The sequence below is a fragment of the Parafrankia sp. EUN1f genome (assembly GCF_000177675.1).
In the GTDB taxonomy this organism is placed as follows: Bacteria; Actinomycetota; Actinomycetes; order Frankiales; family Frankiaceae; genus Parafrankia.
Window position 1 is genome coordinate 16547 of record NZ_ADGX01000058.1, and the last position, 17930, is coordinate 34476.

Sequence of the window (17930 nt, forward strand, 5' to 3'; positions counted from 1 at the left end):
AATCTTCAGTTCACGGGTAGCGCCTGGTGCGGACGATGGGTAACATACGCTCGCACAGTGCGCCGCCGATCGGGCGCATGGCTACACGTGGGTATGCGGTTGTATGTGAGCGGTCGTATGTGAGCATGCGTGTAATGTCCGCAGGCCTGGCATGCAGGTATTCACGGCGTCACCTGATGCGACGTCGCGGCGCCGGGTTTTGCGGCGGAACGTCAGTTGTCTTACCACGCCCGGATGTGCGCAATCAACTGGCGTCGGTGGCGGTGTCCGGATTTCCGCCGGTGATCCGCAGCTCCCAGAGGTTGGCGGCGGGGTCGGCACAGAACAGCACGGTCAGGCCGTCTCGGCCGGTGCCGCGGTAACCGATGCCGGCGGCGCGCAGTCGGGCCTCGACGTCGGCATCGACCTCCACGGCGGTGTGCGCCCGGGCGGCTGGCCGGTGGTCGGGATCAGTGCTGAGGTGGACCTGGCTGGCGTCATCCGCCTCGTACCAGCGGGCGATGCCGACCAGGTCGGCGGGTACGTCGATCCGGCGGTACCCGAGGATGTCGACGAGGAAGGCCCCCTCGGCCTCCTCAAGACCGGGCGGAACGCCGAGGTTGGCGTGGTGGAATCGTGGCATGCCCCCAACGCTGACATCCGGCGCGGCCGAGTTCCAGCGGCTCGGGCGGACAATACGGCCTCTGGCGTCCGATGCGACGACCGGCGTAAAGTTCCCACCCGGCAGGGCGGCCCGTGCCGACGGTCTGAGCCGGGGAGGAATCCGAGTGGTGGAGCTGCTTAGTCCTGCCCGGCCGGAATGTCAATGAGTGGAAAGTCGGGGCCGGCGGCATAGGCCCCGGGTGGCGTTTTGACACCAGGAACGTCCGGCCGCGGAGAGCGCGAAATGCCGCATGGTGCGAGAACCTCCGCGCGCCCGAAATAGGTGCGATCACGACTGGGATCCTGCGAGAACGAAGGAGCTGGGATGGCGGACGATCTGGGAGCGGCAGGCCTGCGATTCGAGCGTGAGGGCGTCATCGGCTGGTGCATCATCGACCGGCCGGCGGCCCGTAACGCGCTCACCCCGGCCATGTACTACGGGATCAAACGGGCTGTTCGCCTGGTCAACACGGACCCCGAGCTCTCCGCCCTGATCATCACCGGCACCGGTGACGTGTTCGCCCCGGGTGGTGACCTCGGGAGCCGCTCCGAGCCGGGCGACTCCTACCCCACCGATCTCCGGAGCGAGGACATCCTGCCGTTCCTCACCGTCCGTGACAGCCGGGCGCCCGTCATCTCCGCGGTCAACGGCATCTGCCAGGCTGGCGGCCTGCTGATCGCGATGATGTCCGACATCGCGGTCGCCAGCGACCGCGCCACCTTCCGGGTGCCCGAGCTGCTGCGCGGCATCCCCGACGCCACCTATGCCGCGGTGCTGCCCGCGCACGTCGGGCTCGCCGTGGCCCGTGATCTGCTGCTGTCCGCCCGCCGCTTCGACGCGGCCGAGGCACAGCGCCTAGGTGTCATCAGCCGGGTCGTCCCGCACGACCAGTTGCGTGAGGCCGCACTGCAGGCCGCGGGTGAGATCCTGCAGACCGCTCCGGAGGCCCGGATGCACGTCAAGCGCATGCTCAACGAGCGCTACGGTCTCATCGACTACCAGACGATGACCTGGTCGCTGGAGAACTCGCCGGAACCGCGCGAGGGAATGCGCGCCTTCATGGAGAAGCGCGCACCCGCCTGGATTCCCGAGGAGTTCGCGAACGGCGGCGGTCGTCGATGACGCGGCGCGGCACCTTCCGCAGAGCCGTCCTGTGATCGCGGCCCGCTTACACGCCAACCGTGACGTGCGCATCGAGGAGGTTCCCGAACCGGAGCCCGCCGCCGGGCAGGTGAAGATCGCAGTGGCCCACAACGAGCCGGAGACGATGTCGCTTGCCGAGAGCGCCCTGGTCGATATTCCGCCTGTCTGAGCCGCGGAGGCTTGTAATGGAGACCGGACTCGGCGGTCGCACGGTGGTTGTCACCGGCGGGAACGCCAACATCGGGCGTGCGGTGGCGCTGGCCTTCGCCACTGAGAAGTGCAACGTCGTCATCGTGGGCCGGGACGAGAAGCAGGGCCGCCAGGTCTGCGAGGACCTGGTCAGCCAGGGGGCCCGGGGCGTGCTGTGGCAGGCCGCGGACGTCACGGACCGCGCCCAGGTCGCGGCGATGGCCGCCGCCGTGCACGCCCGGTTCGGCCCGGTGGACGTCCTCGTGAACAACGTGGGCGGCAACGTCGGCATGGACGCGTTCGCCGACTCCGACCCGGAGGCCTGGGAACGCGACATCGCGCTCAACTTCACCAGCACGCTGAACTGCACCCACGCTCTGCTGCCCCGAATGATCGAACAAGGCCGTGGACGGATCATCAACATCGGGTCGACGTCCGGAATAGTCGGCGACCCGCTGCTCGCCGTCTATTCGGCGATGAAGGGCGCGGTGCACACCTTCACCAAGGTGCTGGCCAAGGAGGTCGGGCGGCACGGCATCACCGTGAACGCCGTCGCGCCCTACGGCACGGTTCCGCAGGATTTCGAGAAGGAGGTCAGCGCCGGCAGCCGCTGGCATCCACAGGGCGTCTTCGCGCGGCTGGCCGCGACCAGGGCCGAGGAGTTCCACTCGATCGGCCGCCGGACCGTGCTGACCCGCCAGACCGCCTTCCCCGCCGAGATCGGCGCCGCGGCCGTCTACCTCGCCTCCGACGGCGCCGCCTTCGTGACCGGCCAGGTGCTCTGCGTGGACGGCGGAACGCAGATCGCCTGACGTCTCAGCGACAGTAGGGAAATCAGTGCAGGAATCAGGGCCATTACCGCCGTTGTGCCCGGTCGAACTGGCCGTCGGTGTGCCCGCACCGGATGGAGCGTGGCAGATCGCGGTAAGCATCCATCTGCCGGCGGGGGAGCTGGCTTCGGCAGGCCCGCGGCCCGTTCTCGTCGCGCTTCCCGGCGGTGGATACAACCGGCGCTACTTCGACCTGCCGGCCGCCGGATTCAGCCAGGCGGAACACCATTGTCGGCGGGGCACGGTCGTCGTCGCGATCGACCATCTCGGGGTCGGTGACAGTACCGTTCCGCCGCCGGCGGTCACGCCCGGGGTGGTGAGCGCCCAGATCGCGTGCATCGACGTCCCTGTTCTGCTCGCGACCGGTGAACGGGACGTCTGCCGTCCGCTCACCGTGGAGCTCGCCGGCTTCGTCGCGGCCACCGATCTCGCGGGTTTCGTCGTGCCCAGGATGGCGCACATGCACAACTTCGCGGAAACCCGCACCCTGCTGTGGGAACGCCTCGACGACTTCATCGCCCACGTGGCCCGGACCGCAACCCGATCCGGGGGCTGAACGAGGCCTCCCGGTCGGTTCGGGAATGGCCGCTTTGGGAGGATCAGCCCATGCGAACGCGCCCGGCCCCGGATACGTCGACTTCGGCCCCGGATACGTCGACTTCGGCCTCGAAGGCGCCGGCTTCGGCTTCGGAGGCGCCGGCTTCGGAGGCGCCAGCTCCTGATCCGGCTCCTGTTCCGGTTCCCGATCCGCCGGGTGCGGCATGGGCGCAGGCCGTTGCCAGCTGCCGCGGGATCGTCGACGCCGAGGTCCGTCCGCTGCGCGACCGGTACCGGCGGCGAGCGAGCCGACATCAGCTCCTCTATCGCCTCAGCGGGTTGGCCACGTTGTTGCTGGCGGTCAGCCTGCCGCTGCTCGCCGGCTTGCGGTTCGACCACCGTGACGTGGCCCTGTCCGTCGTGGGCGTCTCCGTGGCGGTGCTCACCGGGCTGCGCGAGTTCTACCGGTGGGACGAGGTGGGGTCCCGACTGCGGCGGACCGAGAACGCGCTCTCCGACGCGCTCCTGCGCTGGGAACTGGCGGTCAGCGACGGCGCCCCGGCCGTCGACCCCGAGCAGGGCCCGCGTGCCTGCTACGCGGCGACGGAGGAGCTCCTCACCGCGGTCCGCGCGATCCGTGACGCCCAGGCCGCCTCGTAGCAGAACCGCCGGCCGCCGCCGGTCGAGGACCCGAGGATTCTGGCGGGGCACCTGAGCACGGTGGCCTCGTTGGGCGAGTCGCAAGAGTGGAGGATTTTGGTCGTTCCGACGACCGAAATCCTCCCTTTTTGCGGATTGCCAGGCGGTCGCAGGCCCGGTTTGCGGGCTTGTTTGAATTGTCGGCGCCGCACCCGCCGCGCAGCGGCGCGGTGAGTGGGGGATGCCTGGTGGGTGGCCGTGCGGCGGGCGGTCATGGACCGCCTTCCTGGAATCTCTCCGGTCCTTCGGCCCGATGGTTGGGCGACCTTCTTCTCGCGGTGTCATTTCTCATCGGCGGCGGGTGCCGGCTGATGCGTAGCATTTCTCCGGTACCCGCGCCTGCGGTCGCGGTGCGTGGGTGCGTGGGTGCGCGGAAATGGCATCTGTCCCGGGCGAGACGGTGAGAGGAAAATACCTGTGGCGGAGCCGGTGGGTAAGCCCGTCGAAGGTGAGCGCTACCACGATCTCGACGCGCTGCGTGGGGTCCTCATGCTGGTGGGCGTCTTCGTCCACGTCTCGACCCTGGGGGTCGACCCGGTTTTCGACTTCATCGCCCGGGCCTCCGGTCTTTTCCGGATGGAGACCTTCTTCGTGGTCTCCGGATTTCTCTCCACGATGCTCGTCGCGAAATACGGCGCGACTCGTGCCGTGCGTCGCAGGCTTGTCGCGGTCGGGGTTCCGCTGCTGGCCACCCAGCTGGTGTTCAACCCGCCGACGCTGTGGATGAGCAGTGTCTTCCACAGCGGTCACGAGATGTCCTTCGCCGAGTTCCTGCGTATCGGTTCCGGGGAGGCGCTCGCCGGTCGGCTCAACTGGTACCTGCATCTGTGGTTCCTGTTGGTGCTGGTCGGTTATGTGCTGCTCACCCCCGCCGCGGTGGGTGCGCTGAGGGCGGTGGCCACGACCCGGGCCTACCAGCTGGCCACCGCGGGGCGGCTGCGCGCCATGACCGCGATCACGTTGGTGGTCCTGGCCCTCATGGCCGCCGGGCGGGCCTGCTGGAGCGGCGCCCTCGAGCCCGTTCTCGGCTCGGGATTCCATGCCGACCTGCTCCGCCGCGTCCTGGAGTTCCTGCCCTTTTTTCTGCTCGGGGTGCTGCTTCACCTGGACCGCGCCCGGCTGCTGCCGCTTTTCAGCCGACCCGCGCCGGTGGTGCTGGTGGTATACGCGCTGCTTCTCGCGGTCTCCTGGGGTCGGTGGGTGAGCGTGCTGTCGGGCGGCACCGGCCGTGCTCTGGTCGAGACGTTGTTCGCGCTTCCGGTGATAGCCACTCTCTTCGCCGTGGCCAACCGTTTCGGGTCCCGACCGCGACCCGTCTTCCAGTACCTTTCGGACGCGTCCTACACGGTGTATCTTCTGCACTTCTTCTGGATCTTCGCCTTCGCGCGGCTGCTGGGAATGGACCCGAGTCTCGGGTTCGCGCAGATGGCGGTTCTCGTCGTGGCGACGTACGCCGCCACCTTCGCCTCCCACCATTTCGTGGTGCGGCGCTCCGTGTTGCTGCGCAGGATCTTCAACGGGAGATCGATACGTGGCTCAGCTGGCGCGCGCGAGATGCAGGGCGGCGCCGTGACGTCGATCGACCTGCCTGGGCGGCCGGCCGACACCGCAGGTCGCCCGGCCGCCCAGATCGAGCGTGTTTCTTCGGCCCGCTGACAGAGCCCCGGCTCAGCTGGCCGCGGCGCCGCCGGCAATCGAGGCTGCCAGCGCCGCGAGCAGGGTCTGCCGGGCGGCAGCCACTGCAGGGGAACAAGGCGGAACTGGTCCGGGTCGCCCTGGAGCGGCAGCTGAGCCCGGTACCTATGCAGGGCCCGGTTGTGGTCAGTCCGCTGGCCAGGCCGGACACCGGCGAGCTGGCGAGATCATGGTCTGGTGCTGCCTGGTAGGGCCCATGTAGGCTTCCCGGAGGTGTGCCGGGAAGCCTGGTCGGCAGTTCAGTGCGTTGTGCCCGAAATCGTGAGGGCTCGAGGGTTCGTCTCAGTGGCCCCGCGGGGCCGCCGATGATCGGAATTTTCAGGTCATTTTTCGCGGTCCGGGCATGAGCGCGCTCCGTACCGACCGAGAAGAGCTGCCGATGCCCGTTCCGCCCCGCCGAGAGTCGCGTGGAAGTGCCGGACCCCAGCCGTCCGACCCTGCGCCGTCCCGGTCACGGTTGCTGGGCCTGCCGAGCTGGCCGCAGGCTCAGCACGTCGCGGGCATCCTGCGCGACGAGACGGTGGGCGGCATCCTGCTGCTGGCCGGTGCCCTGATCGCGCTGATCTGGGCGAACTCGCCCTGGCGGGAGTCGTACCACTCGTTGATCGAGACCAGCGTCGGGCCCGGTTCGCTGCACCTGCATCTGAGCCTGGAGCAGTGGGCGGCGGACGGCCTGCTGGCGATCTTCTTCTTCGTGGTGGGGCTGGAGCTCAAGCGGGAGTTCCTGCTGGGGGACCTGAGGTCGGTGAGCCGGGCGGTGCTGCCCGTCGTCGCCGCGGTCGGTGGGATGGTGACCCCCGTCCTGATCTACCTGCTGGTCAACACGGTGAGCGCGGACGGATCATCCACCGGCTGGGCGGTGCCCACCGCGACGGACATCGCGTTCGCCGTGGCCGTGCTGGCGATCATCGGTACGTACCTGCCGGCAGCGCTGCGGTCCTTCCTGCTCACGCTGGCGGTGGTCGACGACCTGCTGGCGATCGCGATCATCGCGCTGTTCTTCACCGATCATCTGAGCCCGGGCCCGGCGCTGGCCTCACTGGCTCTCATCGTCGTGTTCGGGCTCCTGGTGAACCGTTCTGTCACGCGGTGGTGGCTGCTGGTGCCGCTCGCGGTCGCCGCGTGGGCCTTCATGCACGCCTCGGGGATCCACGCGACCATCGCCGGGGTGCTCCTGGGCTTCACCGTCCCGGCTCGCCCCGGCCCCGGGGAGCAGGCGGGGATGTCGGAGCGCTTCGAACACTTCTGGCGCCCCGTCTCGGCGGGCGTGGCCGTGCCGCTCTTCGCGCTGATGGCTGCCGGTGTCTCCCTGCTCGAAGGCGGCATCGGCGGGGCGTTCACCGATCCGATCGCCATCGGGGTGGCGCTGGGTCTGCTGCTGGGCAAGCCGATCGGGGTGCTGGGGTCGACCTGGCTGCTGGCGCGGTTCACCCGGGCCGAGCTGGATTCGGAGCTTTCCTGGTGGGACGTGTTCGGCGTCGCGCTGCTCGCCGGAGTCGGCTTCACCGTCTGCCTGCTGCTCGGTGAGCTCGCGTTCGACGACGACGCGGGGCAGGTCAATCACGTCAAGATTGCGATCTTCGTCGGCTCGGTGGCCGCGGCGATGTTCGCCACGATCGTGCTGCGCGCGCGCAACCGGGTCTACCGTCGGCTGGCCGCCGAGGAGGCGGTCGACCTCGACGCCGACGGCATCCCCGACATCTACCAGACCTCCGAGGCCGACCGGCGGGGCCGGTGACCGGCCTGCCCCGGGCCACTGCCTGCCCGGTCGTCTTCTCCGTCGCCTGCTCCGCCGGTTTGTCGCTAAGACAGGTGTCTGCCAGGGCGAGGTAGGCGAGACTCGCATGGTGACCGAAGACAAGATGAGTACACCTAGTCAGATGCTAGATCTCTCCGGTCGGGTGGCTGTCGTCACCGGCGGCAGCAGGGGAATCGGCCGGGCGGTCGCCGAGGGCTTCGCCGCGGCCGGCGCGGACGTCGTCGTCGCGAGCCGAAAGCTCGACGCCTGCAAGGCCGCGGCGGCCGAGATCGAGGCGGCAACCGGACGACGCGCCCTCCCCGTCGCCTGCCACGTCGGCCGGTGGGAAGACTGCGACAGCCTCGTGGACACGGTCTACGCCGAGTTCGGCCGCTGCGACGTGCTCGTGAACAACGCCGGAATGTCGCCCGTGTACGACGACCTGGCCTCGGTCAGCCAGGCACTGTACGACAAGGTGCACGCGGTCAACGCGGGTGGGCCGTTCCGGCTGAGCGCCCTGATCGGCACGCGCATGGCGGCCGGCGACGGCGGCTCGATCATCAACGTGACGACGGCCGGCTCGCTGCGGCCGAACCCGAGCGACCTGCCCTACGCGATGGCGAAGGCGGCCCTCAACGCGCTGACCCTCGGCCTTGCCGGGGCCTGGGCGCCCAAGGTGCGGGCGAATCTGGTCCTGCCCGGGGCGTTCGACACCGACATCACCAACGCCTGGGGCCCGGACGCCAAGCGCCTCGCCGCCGAGATGAATCCGATGAAGCGGATCGGCGTGCCCGGCGACATGGTCGGCGTCTGCCTCTTCCTCGCGAGCGACGCCGCCGGCTACGTCAACGGCGCCCAGATCCTCGTCGACGGCGGCCTGTTCCGGACGCTCTGACCAGCCGGCCCGCTGATGTTGCGGCTTCTGATGCCGCTGCTTCTGAGCAAGAAGTGAGGATTTCGGCTGCGAAAACGACCGAAATCCTCACTTCTTGCTGATTGTCTAATCCGGTTTGCGGCTATTGGTGTGAATTGCGGGCGCGTGCACACACGATCCCGCCAGCCCTGATCAGCTCTTGGCGGCGTTCTTGGCGGAGAGCCTCGCGACGATGGCGGCGAAGTCGTCGGTCTGGAAGGACTGCTCCTCGGCGGTGTTCGCGTAGTCGAGGCTGGCGAGCACAGCACGCTCCTGGTGGATGTTGAGCAGCCGCTTGGTGGCCTCCACCGCCTGCCGGGGCAGCTCGGCGATGCGCTTCGCGCAGGCCACCGCCTCGGCCAGCGGGTCGGCGGCGATGTGGTTGGCCAGCCCCATCTGGATGGCGCGCTCGGCCGAGATGCGCGCGCCGGTGAACGCGTACTCCTTGGCCAGGTGCAGGCTGGTGTTCAGCGGCCAGGTGAGCGGGCCGCCGTCGGCGGCCACCAGCCCGACCTGGATGTGCGGGTCGGCGAGGAACGCCTTCTCGCCGATGTAGACGATGTCACTGAGGGCGACCAGGCTGCATCCGAGGCCGACCGCGGGGCCGTTCACCGCGGCGACGACCGGGATGCGGCACCGCACCATGTTGAGGACGATGTCACGCCCGTGCGCGATCGACTTGGCGCGCAGCTCCCGGTCCTGGAACAGTTCGTTCAGGTAGGTGAAGTCGCCGCCCGCGGAGAAGGCCCGGCCGGCGCCGGTGAGCACGGCGGCCCGGACCTCGCGGTCCTCGTTCAGCTGCGGCCAGAGCTTCGCGAGCCCGGTGTGCAGGGCGTCGTTGACGGCGTTGAGCTCGTCGGGTCGGTTCAGAGTGATGATCCGCAGCGACCCGTCGGCGCGGACTTCGATCTCCTCCGGCATGTCGTACACGTCATACGTCCAATCCGCTGGTCCGGGTAGCGATGGTGTCGGTGGCCGGCCCCGGTGCGTGGCCCTCGACGATGCCCACCGGTCGTCGCGGAGTCACCGTGACGATCCGGAACCGTATCTTCTCGTCCCCAACGCTTGCAAACTACATTCTCGTTGAGAGCGAATCAACTTCTGTCCCCTGAGAATGATGTTGGTGACGCTCGGCATCGCCCGGCCGGGGCCGGGTGTCCCGTTGCGACGCTCGAATGTCGGCTGACCTGGGCGGACACACATTTATGGCCGGATCGTCCGGATAGCCTCGACCGTGTTGTGCAGTCATCGGCTCTCGTCCCCTGGCGACTGTTAAGATCCCGTTCGACCTGCTTATTGTATTTTTCCTCGGTATCGGGATGCATGCACTACGGGGAGACGATGATCAATACGCCATCGGGCGTGCCCATGGGTGAGCCAGGCAGGCCGGAGTCCGCACCAGGCACCGTTTTCTCGCCGCTGGCCCCACAGGATCCCCGGGTAGTCGGCGGATACCTGATCCGGGCCCGGATCGGCGAAGGTGGCATGGGGGCGGTGTTCCTTTCCTACACGCCTGGCGGGCGGCCGGTGGCGCTCAAGGTGGCGCGGCCGGAGTTCGCGGCCGATCCGGAGTTCCGGCGCCGATTCAGGACAGAAGTCGCTATCGCGCAGCGGGTGCAGGGCCTCTACACCGCCCCCGTCATCGACGCGGACCCCGAAGCCCCGCAGCCGTGGCTGGCCACGGCGTACGTTGCGGCGCCTTCGCTGGCGGTGACGGTCGGCCGCCAGGGTGCGTTGCCGGTGGAGACGGTCCTCGTCCTGATCGCCGGTGTGGCCGAGGCATTGCAATCGATTCACGCGGCCGAAATCATTCACCGCGACCTCAAACCAGGAAATGTCATCCTGGCTGCTGACGGCCCCCGGGTCATCGACTTCGGAATATCCCGGGCCGTCGAGGCCTCCTCGGGGGCCATTACGCAGACCGGGGTACGGGTCGGTACCCCGGCCTTCATGTCTCCCGAACAGGTCCAGGGGGCACCCCTCGGCCCGGCCGTGGACGTTTTCGCCCTGGGTGCCACTGCCTACTACGCCGTCACCGGCGAGCTTCCGTTCGGGGCGGACGCCTCGGTTTTCTACCGCATCGAGAACAAGCCACCGGCCTGGGATCGTTGCCCGGACCAGATCCGCGGGCTCCTGGAAGTCTGTGTGGACAAGGATCCGGCGCGCCGGCCCACCCCGGCAGTGCTGATCGACATGTGCCGGGAGGCCTCCACCGACGAGCGACTGCGTATCGGTGAGGGCTGGCTACCGGCCACCGTGATCGCGGATCTCACCCAGTACAGCCTCACCCCACCGCCGCCACCGCCGCTGCCACCGGGCGGCACCATCGGCCACGTTCCGACCGGCCCCATTCCGCCGGGTTCGTCGCAGTGGGGCCCGCCGTCGGTACCCCCAACCGCTGGACCTCCATCCGCTGGGTCTCCGCGTGGGAAACAGCTGGCCTGGGCGGTGGGTGGTCTGGGCGCGGCAGCGCTCGTGCTGGCAGTCGTGCTCGCGGCGCTGAACAACGACTCGCCAGACAAGGGGGCCACCGGTGATGGCCTGACCCCCCAGACCGTGAGTGCCAACGAGTCCACCTTCTCCAGCGAGCCCACGTTTTCCAGCGAGCCCACGAGCTCCAGCAGGTCCACGGCGACTCGTGGCAGCAGTCCGTCGCCGGAGACGAGTTCAGGTCCCGTTTCCCAGGGCGTCGATCGTTACCTTTCCGAGTTCACGGCGCTGGAGAGCGCCGGGGCGGTGGAGACCGGAGCCGTGGCGGTGAACGGCCAGCAGCAGACGCGTAGCATTCTTATCCGGGCTGTGGGTGACAAGTATGCCGCAAACTACCGCGTCGGGAAGGTCGACTACGATCTCGGGCGTCATTTCCAGAGGTTCCAGGCGGTGGTCGGACTTGCGGATGATGCTCGTAGTACCGCGGTGTACCAGGTCAGTATCTACGGAGACAACCAACGACTGGCCGATCATACGATCCGGCTCGGTGAATCCATCCCGATCGACATCGATGTAAGGGGAATCCTGCGACTCCGTCTCGAGATCACTCATACGGACGGAGACACCGGTGAGGGATATTCCAGGTATGACTCGCGGGTGGTTTTCGGGGAGGCGAAGGTGATCGGCTCCGCGGACGAGGTTCCCAGCTGAACCGCTACGTCACCTGAACCGTCAGGTCATCGGAGCCAGGAGTCATGGGCCGTTGGCTGCGGACGGGGGGCTCGGCTTGGCGCGCGGCGCGCGCGGGACCGAGCCTCCGGATAGCGGTGTGCCTCCACCTCGGTCGGCGGAGGCGAGAGGACAGACGGTCCGGAGGGCATCGGGTCTGACTTCGCCGTGCCCGTGCTGCGGCGCCCGGGGTGGCGCGGTGCCGACCGCTGGCGCGTGGCGGCCTCGCCGTGTAGTCAGGATATGGGTGTTTATCGCGAACGGTCGGCCTGCGCCGACCGTCTTTGGCCTGCCCCGGCCGACTTCTGCGACCGACTACCCACGTCTACGGACCGACTACCCATGGGAGGGCGCCGCGTGCCCCGCTCAGACATTCCGGTGTTCGACGCCGATAATCACCTGTACGAGACGCGTGAGGCGTTGACGAAATTTCTGCCCGACCGGTACAAGGGCGCGGTCGACTATGTCGAGGTCCGTGGTCGCACCAAGATCATGGTTCGTGGCCAGGTCAGCGAGTACATCCCGAACCCGACCTTCGACGTCGTGGCCCGGCCCGGTGCGCAGGAGGACTACTACCGGAAGGGAAACCCCGGCGGCCTGTCCCGGCGGGAGATTTTCGGCAAGCCGGTCAAGTGCATCGACGCCTGGCGAGAGCCGGCCTCTCGGCTCCAGCTGCTCGACGAGCAGGGGATCGAGCGCACCCTGATGTTCCCGACGCTGGCGAGCCTCATCGAGGAGCGCATGCGCGACGACCCGGATCTGGTGCACGCCGTCATCCACTCCCTGAACGAGTGGCTGTACGAGACCTGGCAGTTCAACTACGAGGGCCTGGACCGCATCTTCACCACTCCGGTGATCACCCTGCCGATCGTGGAGAAGGCGATCGAGGAGCTGGAGTGGGTGCTGGAGCGCGGCGCGCGCGCCGTTCTCATCCGGCCTGCGCCGGTCCCCGGCCTGCGCGGCCCGCGCTCGTTCGGCCTGCCGGAGTTCGACCCGTTCTGGGAGCGGGTTCAGGAGTCCGGCATCCTCGTCGCGATGCACTCGTCCGACAGCGGCTACTCGCGGTACCAGAGTGAGTGGATGGGCTCGAGCACCGAGATGCTGCCCTTCCAGCCGAACACGTTCCGCATGCTGCAGGCCTGGCGGCCGATCGAGGACGCGGTCTCGGCGCTGGTCTGCCACGGCGCGCTCTCCCGCTTCCCGGGCCTCAAGGTCGCGGTCATCGAGAACGGGATGAGCTGGGTCGCCCCGCTGCTCACCGCGATGAAGGCGCTCTACAAGAAGATGCCGCAGGACTTCCTGGAGAACCCGGTCGAGGTCGTGAAGCGGAACATCTACGTGAGCCCGTTCTGGGAGGATGACCTCGGCGAGCTCGCGCAGCTGCTGGGCGAGGACAACGTCCTGTTCGGCTCGGACTATCCGCACCCGGAGGGCCTCGCCAACCCGGTGAGCTACATCGACGAGCTGTCCCACCTGCCCGAGGAGCTCGTCCGCAAGATCATGGGTGGCAACCTCGCCCAGCTCATGGGCGTCGGCGTGCCCGCCTGACGAGCTCGGCCGGGCCCGGCGCCGCATCGATGAGTGCGGCGCCGGGCCGCGGTGCTGACCGCGGCGGTGCCGACCGCGGCGGTGCTGACCGCGGTGCTGACAGCGGCTCGCTCAGGTGTTGCGGCCGCCGTTGACGCCGATGACCTGCCCGGTGATGTAGCCGGCCTCCTCGGAGATGAGGAAGGACGCGGCGGCGGCGATGTCCTCGGGCTTGCCGGGGCGCCGGACGGGGGTCAGGTCGGCGTGCTTGTCGACGCTTCCGCCGAGCAGGCCGCGCTCCTCGGACGCCCGCAGCATCGGGGTGTCGACGAAGCCCGGCGGAATCGTGTTGACCGTGATCCCCTTCGGGCCGAGCTCGAGGGCGAGCGACTTGGTCATGCCGATCAGGCCGGCCTTGGTCGACACGTAGTGCACCATGTACTGCTGCCCGGACTGGGCGCTGGACGACGAGATGTTGACGATCCGCCCCCAGCCCGCCTCGATCATGTCCGGCACGGCGTTCTGGGTGCAGTAGAGCGGCCCGCTGAGGTTCACCGCGACGATCCGGTCCCAGACCGGGTCGGTGATCTTCAGGAACTCCTTGAAACCGGTGATCCCGGCGTTGTTGACGAGGACGAGGATGGGGCCGTAGGTCTCGCGCACCTTCTCGAGCGCGGCGTCGACCTTCGCGCGGTCGGAGACGTCGACAGCGAACGCGGTGGCCTCGCCGCCCTTCTGGCGGGCCTCCTCGGCCACGACCTGGGCGGCCTCCTCGTTGAGGTCGAGTACGGCGGTCGCGAAACCGTCCTCGGCCAGCCGGAGGCTGATGGCGCGCCCGATGCCCGAGCCACCCCCGGTGACGACTGCCGTGCGTCGTTCGGTCACTGTGCCGAACCTCCCTGTGGTAGCTGTTTGCTACGTCGCTGTGATCCCTCGAGGACGCGAGAGCGGGCGAACCGCCAGGCGGATGACCCACTCTCGCACCCTGCGAACAGCATTACGCGACGGGCTCCTCGCCGGCCAGTGATGCGCGGTGCATAAGCCTGGAGGACGTCGGTCCGTAGGGCAGGGCCCGGTGCAGCATCCCGGTGTTGTCCCAGATCACCAGATCGCCCTGGGTCCAGCGGTGCCGGAGGACGAACTGCGGCTGGGTCGCCCAGTCCAGCAGGCGGTCGAGCAGCGCCCGGCCCTCGTCCGCGGGCAGGCCGACGACCTCGCCCGCCGTCGACCCGACCAGCAGCGACTTACGCCCGTTGCGGCGGGTCCACACCACCGGCTGCTCCCGGGTCGGGTTGCGGTCCCAGGCCGCCCGCTCCTCGGGCGAGGGGTCAGGGTTGGCCACGAGCTGGGAGGCGGTGAAGCTGTGCAGGGCGCGCACACCCTCCAGCGAGGCCTTGTCCTCGTCGGACAGGGCCTCGTACGCAGCGTAGGTGTTGGCGAACTCGGTGTCGCCCTCCGTGCTCCCCGAGATCTGGCGCGCCGTGAGCAGCGTGGCCTTGTCCGGCACCTCGCCGGTGGTCCCGTCGATGTGCCAGTAGAACGTGGCCTCGCGGTACGCCGCCAGTTTGCTCTGCGACGCGTCGCGGGTGATCCGCTGGATCTCCTTGAGCCGGTGGCCGCCCATCGGCAGCGGCAGGACATCTCCGAGCAGCCGGCCGAAGGCGACCAGGCTCTCGTCGTCGATGTCGGCCTCCCGGAAGACGACGACGCCGCTCTCCTCCAGAGCAGCGAGGGCGTCCGCGGCGACGCCCTTGTCGACGAGCTGGGTGCCCGTCAGCCCGCTGAACTCCGTCCCGGTGTTCGGGGTGATCTTCCTTGTGGTGATGCCCATGGCGGTCGCCTTCTCAGAGGGCCGGTTCGACGGCGGTGTCGAAGTAGGCGGCGCCCGAGTCCGGGATCCGCGGCTGCTTGAAGATGTTGACCGGGTAGGACGTCATGATCATCGAATAGAGCAGGTGGAGCAGGCGGGTGTCCTGGTCGGACAGGGCGTGCACGTCGCGGGTGTCGAGGTAGGCGATCGCGTCCTCGGCGAGTGGGGCGATCGCGTCGTAGAACGCCTGGAGCTCGTCGATGGTCTTGGACAGCCGCTTCTGATAGCGCTCTTCGCGGGTGGCCAGGGCCCAGTCGGTGACCCAGGGCTCGAGGGCGCGGAACGGCTCGGGCAGCAGTCCCGTGGCAGTGGTGGTCATGGTCCCGGGGTCCTTTACTTCTCGCTGCCGGCCTGGTGCGCCGCGACGGCGTCCCGGACGACCTTGTGGAACTGGCGGATCATCAGTTCCATGTCGGACAGGTGGAACGTCTGCAGCGCCCGGTTGTTGAGTTGTGACCAGGTCGCCTCGACCGTGTTCGTGTCCTGCATCGCGAACTCGATGGTGCTGTCGACGACGAGTTCCTGCGCGAGCCGTTCGGAGGCGGTCCTCGGCTCGGGGAAGTAGATGTCGACCTCGTAGGCGTGGGTGCCGACCGTTTCCGGGATGTACTGGTAGGTGATGTAGTAGCCGCGGCCCCAGAGCTGGATCGACAGGTTCGGGAACAGCCAGTACTGGTCGTTGCTCCAGGCGCGGATCCCGCCCGGGTTGCGGTCGTCGGTGAGGTGGCCGAGGTCGGTGCGGATGTCGTCCGGGCCGAACAGGCCGGCGCGGAACAGCCGGTAGGCCCAGTTCATGTCGCGGGCGGCGGGGCCGACCGAGCCGGTCTTCTTCTTCAGGACGGGCGGGCCGGGTACCGAGGTCAGCATGTGCGGGGTGAACAGGTCGTAGTGGTAGGAGTCCATCGGCGGAACGAGCTTCTCCGCCTCGGCCACGTTGGTGTTGAGGAACCGGCCATGGACGTATGCCGGGTGGTACCACTCCAGCAGCGCGTCGATGCCGATCTTCCAGTTGCCCTTGACCTTGGTCCGGAAGGACCAGTGGTTCGTGAACTTCTCGAACGGCCAGCTCTCCAGCTCGGCGGTCAGCTTCTCGCCGAGGAACTCACGCAGCGGCGGGGCGTCGGTGCTGAAGTTCACGAAGATGAACCCGGCGAAGACCTCGCAGCGCAGCTGCGGCATGGCGAGCTGGTCGTCGGGCAGCGACTCGAAGAACTCGTCGCGCTTGGTGACGTAGCTGCACTTGCCGTCGAGGCCGTAGCGCCAGCCGTGGTATTTGCAGGCGAACTGCCGTGCGGTGCCCTGTGTCTCGTTGGTCGGGTGTTCCTGCCAGACGACCTTGTTCCCGCGGTGCGCGCAGATGTTGTGCAGCGCGTACACCTGTCCGTCGGTGTGCCGGGTGATCACGATGGATCCCAGGCCGACGAGCTCGCGGGTGAAGAACGTGCCGTTACGTGGCAGTTGTTCGACCCTGCCGACCTTCAGCCAGGTCCGCTTGAAGATCGCTTCGCGCTCGGCCTGGAAGAACTCCTCGGAGATCGAGTCCTCATAGGACACCGGGCCGGTGTCGAGATCCGGATACCCCGGCGTGTACTTGCCACGGCCGGTCGCGAGTCGCTCCTGAATGGCCATCGGCTTCAACCCCTCTCACAGGATCATCTGGGTACGGACCGCCGATGGGCCCACACTGCCAAGGGCGGTTTTGGCTGGTTGTCAGGGTTCGACTGGCTCGGCTCAGATCACGCCGTCGGCGCGTAGCTGGCTGATCTCGGCCGGCTCTCGCCGGAGCAGCTCGGTGAGCACGGCGTCGGTGTGCGCCCCGAGCTCCGGCCCGAGCCAGCGGATCTCGCCCGGTGTGTCGGAGAGAGCGGGGATGACACCGGGCACGGCGAGTGGGCCGATGCGGGACTCCTCGACGGTGATGGTCTGCCGGTGCCGATACTGCGGATCATCGAAGATGTCGGCAATGGAGTAGAGCTGCCCGGCTGGGACCTGGGCCTGGCGGCACCGGGCCAGCACCTCCTCGCAGGGCAGCGAGCCGACCCATTCGCCCACCAGCGAGTTGACCAGGCCGCGGGCGGCGAGCCGGTTCGCCTTCGGGCCGAGCTGGTCGGCGTCGGCGAGCTCCGGCCGCTCCATGGCCCGGGCCAGCCGGGCGAACATGTCGTCGTTGGAGCAGGCGATCGCGATCCAGTGGTCGTCCTTGGTCTGGTAATGGCTGTGCGGCAGCACGTTCACGGTGTCGGCGCCCATCCGCTCCCGGACGAAACCGAACTGCTGGTAGGCGGGCGCGATCTCGTCGAGTGCCCGGAAGACCGACTCGTAGAGTGCCAGGTCGACGACCTGGCCCTTCCCGGTGCTCTCCCGTGCCCGCAGCGCCATCAGCACGCCGATGACCCCGTACAGCCCGGTCATGTAGTCGGCGAGTGAGGTGGAACCGGGGGTCACCGGGGGCCCGTCCGGCATGCCGGCGAGGTAGGCGAGGCCGGAGAAGGCGTGCGCGATCCGGGCGAAGCCGGGGAGTTCCCGGTTCGGCCCCGACTGCCCGTAGGCCGAGACCCGCAGCAGCACCGCCCGCGGGTTCAGTTCGGCTATCTCCTCCGGGCCGAGCCCCCACCGCTCCATGACCCCGGGCCGGAAGTTCTCGATCACGACATCCACCGTCGTGATGAGCTCGCGGAGGATCTCGATGCCGCGGGGGTCGGCGAGGTTGAGCGTCACCGACCGCTTGTTGCGGCTCTCGCTGAGCCAGACCAGGGTGTCGCCGCAGTCCGTCTCGGTGCCGAACCGGCGCAGGTTGTCGCCCGTCCGTGGGCGCTCGACCTTGATGACGTCGGCGCCGAACTCACCCAGCACCGTGGCGCAGAACGGCCCGGCGAGGTAGGTGCCCAGATCGAGAACTCTCAGGCCCTGCAGTGCATGCATGCTGCTCAGCTCCCGGTGCGGCCGCAGTTGGACTGTGCGCCGATTGTCGGGTTGGCCGGGCGCCC

The 17930-nt window shown here is 68.5% G+C and carries 17 protein-coding genes; 10 read left to right on the forward strand and 7 right to left on the reverse strand.

What is annotated here, in order from left to right:
* Nucleotides 1-244: 244 nt before the first annotated feature.
* The gene (locus FREUN1FDRAFT_RS18530; RefSeq protein WP_006541662.1) at nt 245-622 is read right to left on the reverse strand and encodes a VOC family protein; all 378 of its coding nucleotides are present in this window, start codon (nt 620-622) and stop codon (nt 245-247) included.
* A 345-nt stretch (nt 623-967) separates the two neighbouring features.
* Here FREUN1FDRAFT_RS18530 and FREUN1FDRAFT_RS18535 point away from each other — a divergent pair, with 345 nt between their 5' ends.
* The 8 genes from FREUN1FDRAFT_RS18535 (at nt 968) to FREUN1FDRAFT_RS18565 (ending at nt 8369) form a co-directional block, all read left to right on the forward strand.
* Entirely contained in the window at nt 968-1765 is a 798-nt protein-coding gene (locus tag FREUN1FDRAFT_RS18535) for an enoyl-CoA hydratase/isomerase family protein (RefSeq protein ID WP_006541663.1), read from the forward strand.
* A gap of 31 nt (nt 1766-1796) precedes the next feature.
* The gene (locus tag FREUN1FDRAFT_RS43980; RefSeq protein WP_006541664.1) at nt 1797-1955 is read left to right on the forward strand and encodes a hypothetical protein; all 159 of its coding nucleotides are present in this window, start codon (nt 1797-1799) and stop codon (nt 1953-1955) included.
* A gap of 16 nt (nt 1956-1971) precedes the next feature.
* A complete protein-coding gene (locus FREUN1FDRAFT_RS18540) occupies nt 1972-2787 on the forward strand; it encodes an SDR family NAD(P)-dependent oxidoreductase (protein WP_006541665.1) in 816 nt (271 codons plus the stop codon).
* 79 nt (nt 2788-2866) lie between these two features.
* Entirely contained in the window at nt 2867-3361 is a 495-nt protein-coding gene (locus tag FREUN1FDRAFT_RS18545) for a hypothetical protein (protein WP_232295269.1), read from the forward strand.
* 50 nt (nt 3362-3411) lie between these two features.
* The gene (locus FREUN1FDRAFT_RS41625; RefSeq protein WP_083828736.1) at nt 3412-4002 is read left to right on the forward strand and encodes a DUF4231 domain-containing protein; all 591 of its coding nucleotides are present in this window, start codon (nt 3412-3414) and stop codon (nt 4000-4002) included.
* Nucleotides 4003-4458: 456 nt separating this feature from the next.
* Nucleotides 4459-5697 carry a glucans biosynthesis protein MdoC gene (mdoC, locus tag FREUN1FDRAFT_RS18555; RefSeq protein WP_006541670.1) on the forward strand — a complete coding sequence of 413 codons (1239 nt, stop codon included), beginning with the start codon at nt 4459-4461 and terminating at the stop codon, nt 5695-5697.
* A gap of 418 nt (nt 5698-6115) precedes the next feature.
* Nucleotides 6116-7474: a Na+/H+ antiporter NhaA gene (nhaA, locus tag FREUN1FDRAFT_RS18560; protein ID WP_006541671.1), complete on the forward strand. Its 1359-nt coding sequence runs from the start codon at nt 6116-6118 to the stop codon at nt 7472-7474.
* A gap of 124 nt (nt 7475-7598) precedes the next feature.
* Entirely contained in the window at nt 7599-8369 is a 771-nt protein-coding gene (locus FREUN1FDRAFT_RS18565) for an SDR family NAD(P)-dependent oxidoreductase (protein WP_035952240.1), read from the forward strand.
* Nucleotides 8370-8540: 171 nt separating this feature from the next.
* Here FREUN1FDRAFT_RS18565 and FREUN1FDRAFT_RS18570 read toward each other — a convergent pair whose 3' ends face one another.
* The gene (locus FREUN1FDRAFT_RS18570) at nt 8541-9317 is read right to left on the reverse strand and encodes an enoyl-CoA hydratase/isomerase family protein (RefSeq protein ID WP_035952221.1); all 777 of its coding nucleotides are present in this window, start codon (nt 9315-9317) and stop codon (nt 8541-8543) included.
* 393 nt (nt 9318-9710) lie between these two features.
* Between FREUN1FDRAFT_RS18570 and FREUN1FDRAFT_RS18575 the strand changes: the two genes are divergently transcribed.
* Together FREUN1FDRAFT_RS18575 and FREUN1FDRAFT_RS18580 are read left to right on the forward strand one after the other, a co-directional pair.
* Entirely contained in the window at nt 9711-11528 is a 1818-nt protein-coding gene (locus tag FREUN1FDRAFT_RS18575) for a protein kinase (RefSeq protein WP_006541674.1), read from the forward strand.
* Between the two features lie 375 nt (nt 11529-11903).
* The gene (locus FREUN1FDRAFT_RS18580) at nt 11904-13094 is read left to right on the forward strand and encodes an amidohydrolase family protein (RefSeq protein ID WP_006541675.1); all 1191 of its coding nucleotides are present in this window, start codon (nt 11904-11906) and stop codon (nt 13092-13094) included.
* Between the two features lie 111 nt (nt 13095-13205).
* On the opposite strand, the gene FREUN1FDRAFT_RS18585 is transcribed toward FREUN1FDRAFT_RS18580, so the two are convergent.
* The 5 genes from FREUN1FDRAFT_RS18585 to FREUN1FDRAFT_RS18605 all read right to left on the reverse strand — a co-directional run bounded on the left by FREUN1FDRAFT_RS18585 (nt 13206) and on the right by FREUN1FDRAFT_RS18605 (nt 17865).
* Entirely contained in the window at nt 13206-13958 is a 753-nt protein-coding gene (locus FREUN1FDRAFT_RS18585) for an SDR family NAD(P)-dependent oxidoreductase (protein WP_006541676.1), read from the reverse strand.
* A 112-nt stretch (nt 13959-14070) separates the two neighbouring features.
* Entirely contained in the window at nt 14071-14904 is an 834-nt protein-coding gene (locus tag FREUN1FDRAFT_RS18590) for a TauD/TfdA family dioxygenase (protein WP_006541677.1), read from the reverse strand.
* Nucleotides 14905-14917: 13 nt separating this feature from the next.
* Nucleotides 14918-15262, reverse strand: coding sequence for a hypothetical protein (locus tag FREUN1FDRAFT_RS18595; RefSeq protein ID WP_006541678.1), 345 nt, complete (start codon nt 15260-15262; stop codon nt 14918-14920).
* Nucleotides 15263-15276: 14 nt separating this feature from the next.
* Nucleotides 15277-16572 carry an aromatic ring-hydroxylating dioxygenase subunit alpha gene (locus tag FREUN1FDRAFT_RS18600; RefSeq protein ID WP_006541679.1) on the reverse strand — a complete coding sequence of 432 codons (1296 nt, stop codon included), beginning with the start codon at nt 16570-16572 and terminating at the stop codon, nt 15277-15279.
* A 102-nt stretch (nt 16573-16674) separates the two neighbouring features.
* Nucleotides 16675-17865, reverse strand: a complete 1191-nt coding sequence (locus FREUN1FDRAFT_RS18605) for a CaiB/BaiF CoA-transferase family protein (protein WP_006541680.1) — start codon at nt 17863-17865, stop codon at nt 16675-16677.
* Between the last annotated feature and the right edge of the window lie 65 nt (nt 17866-17930).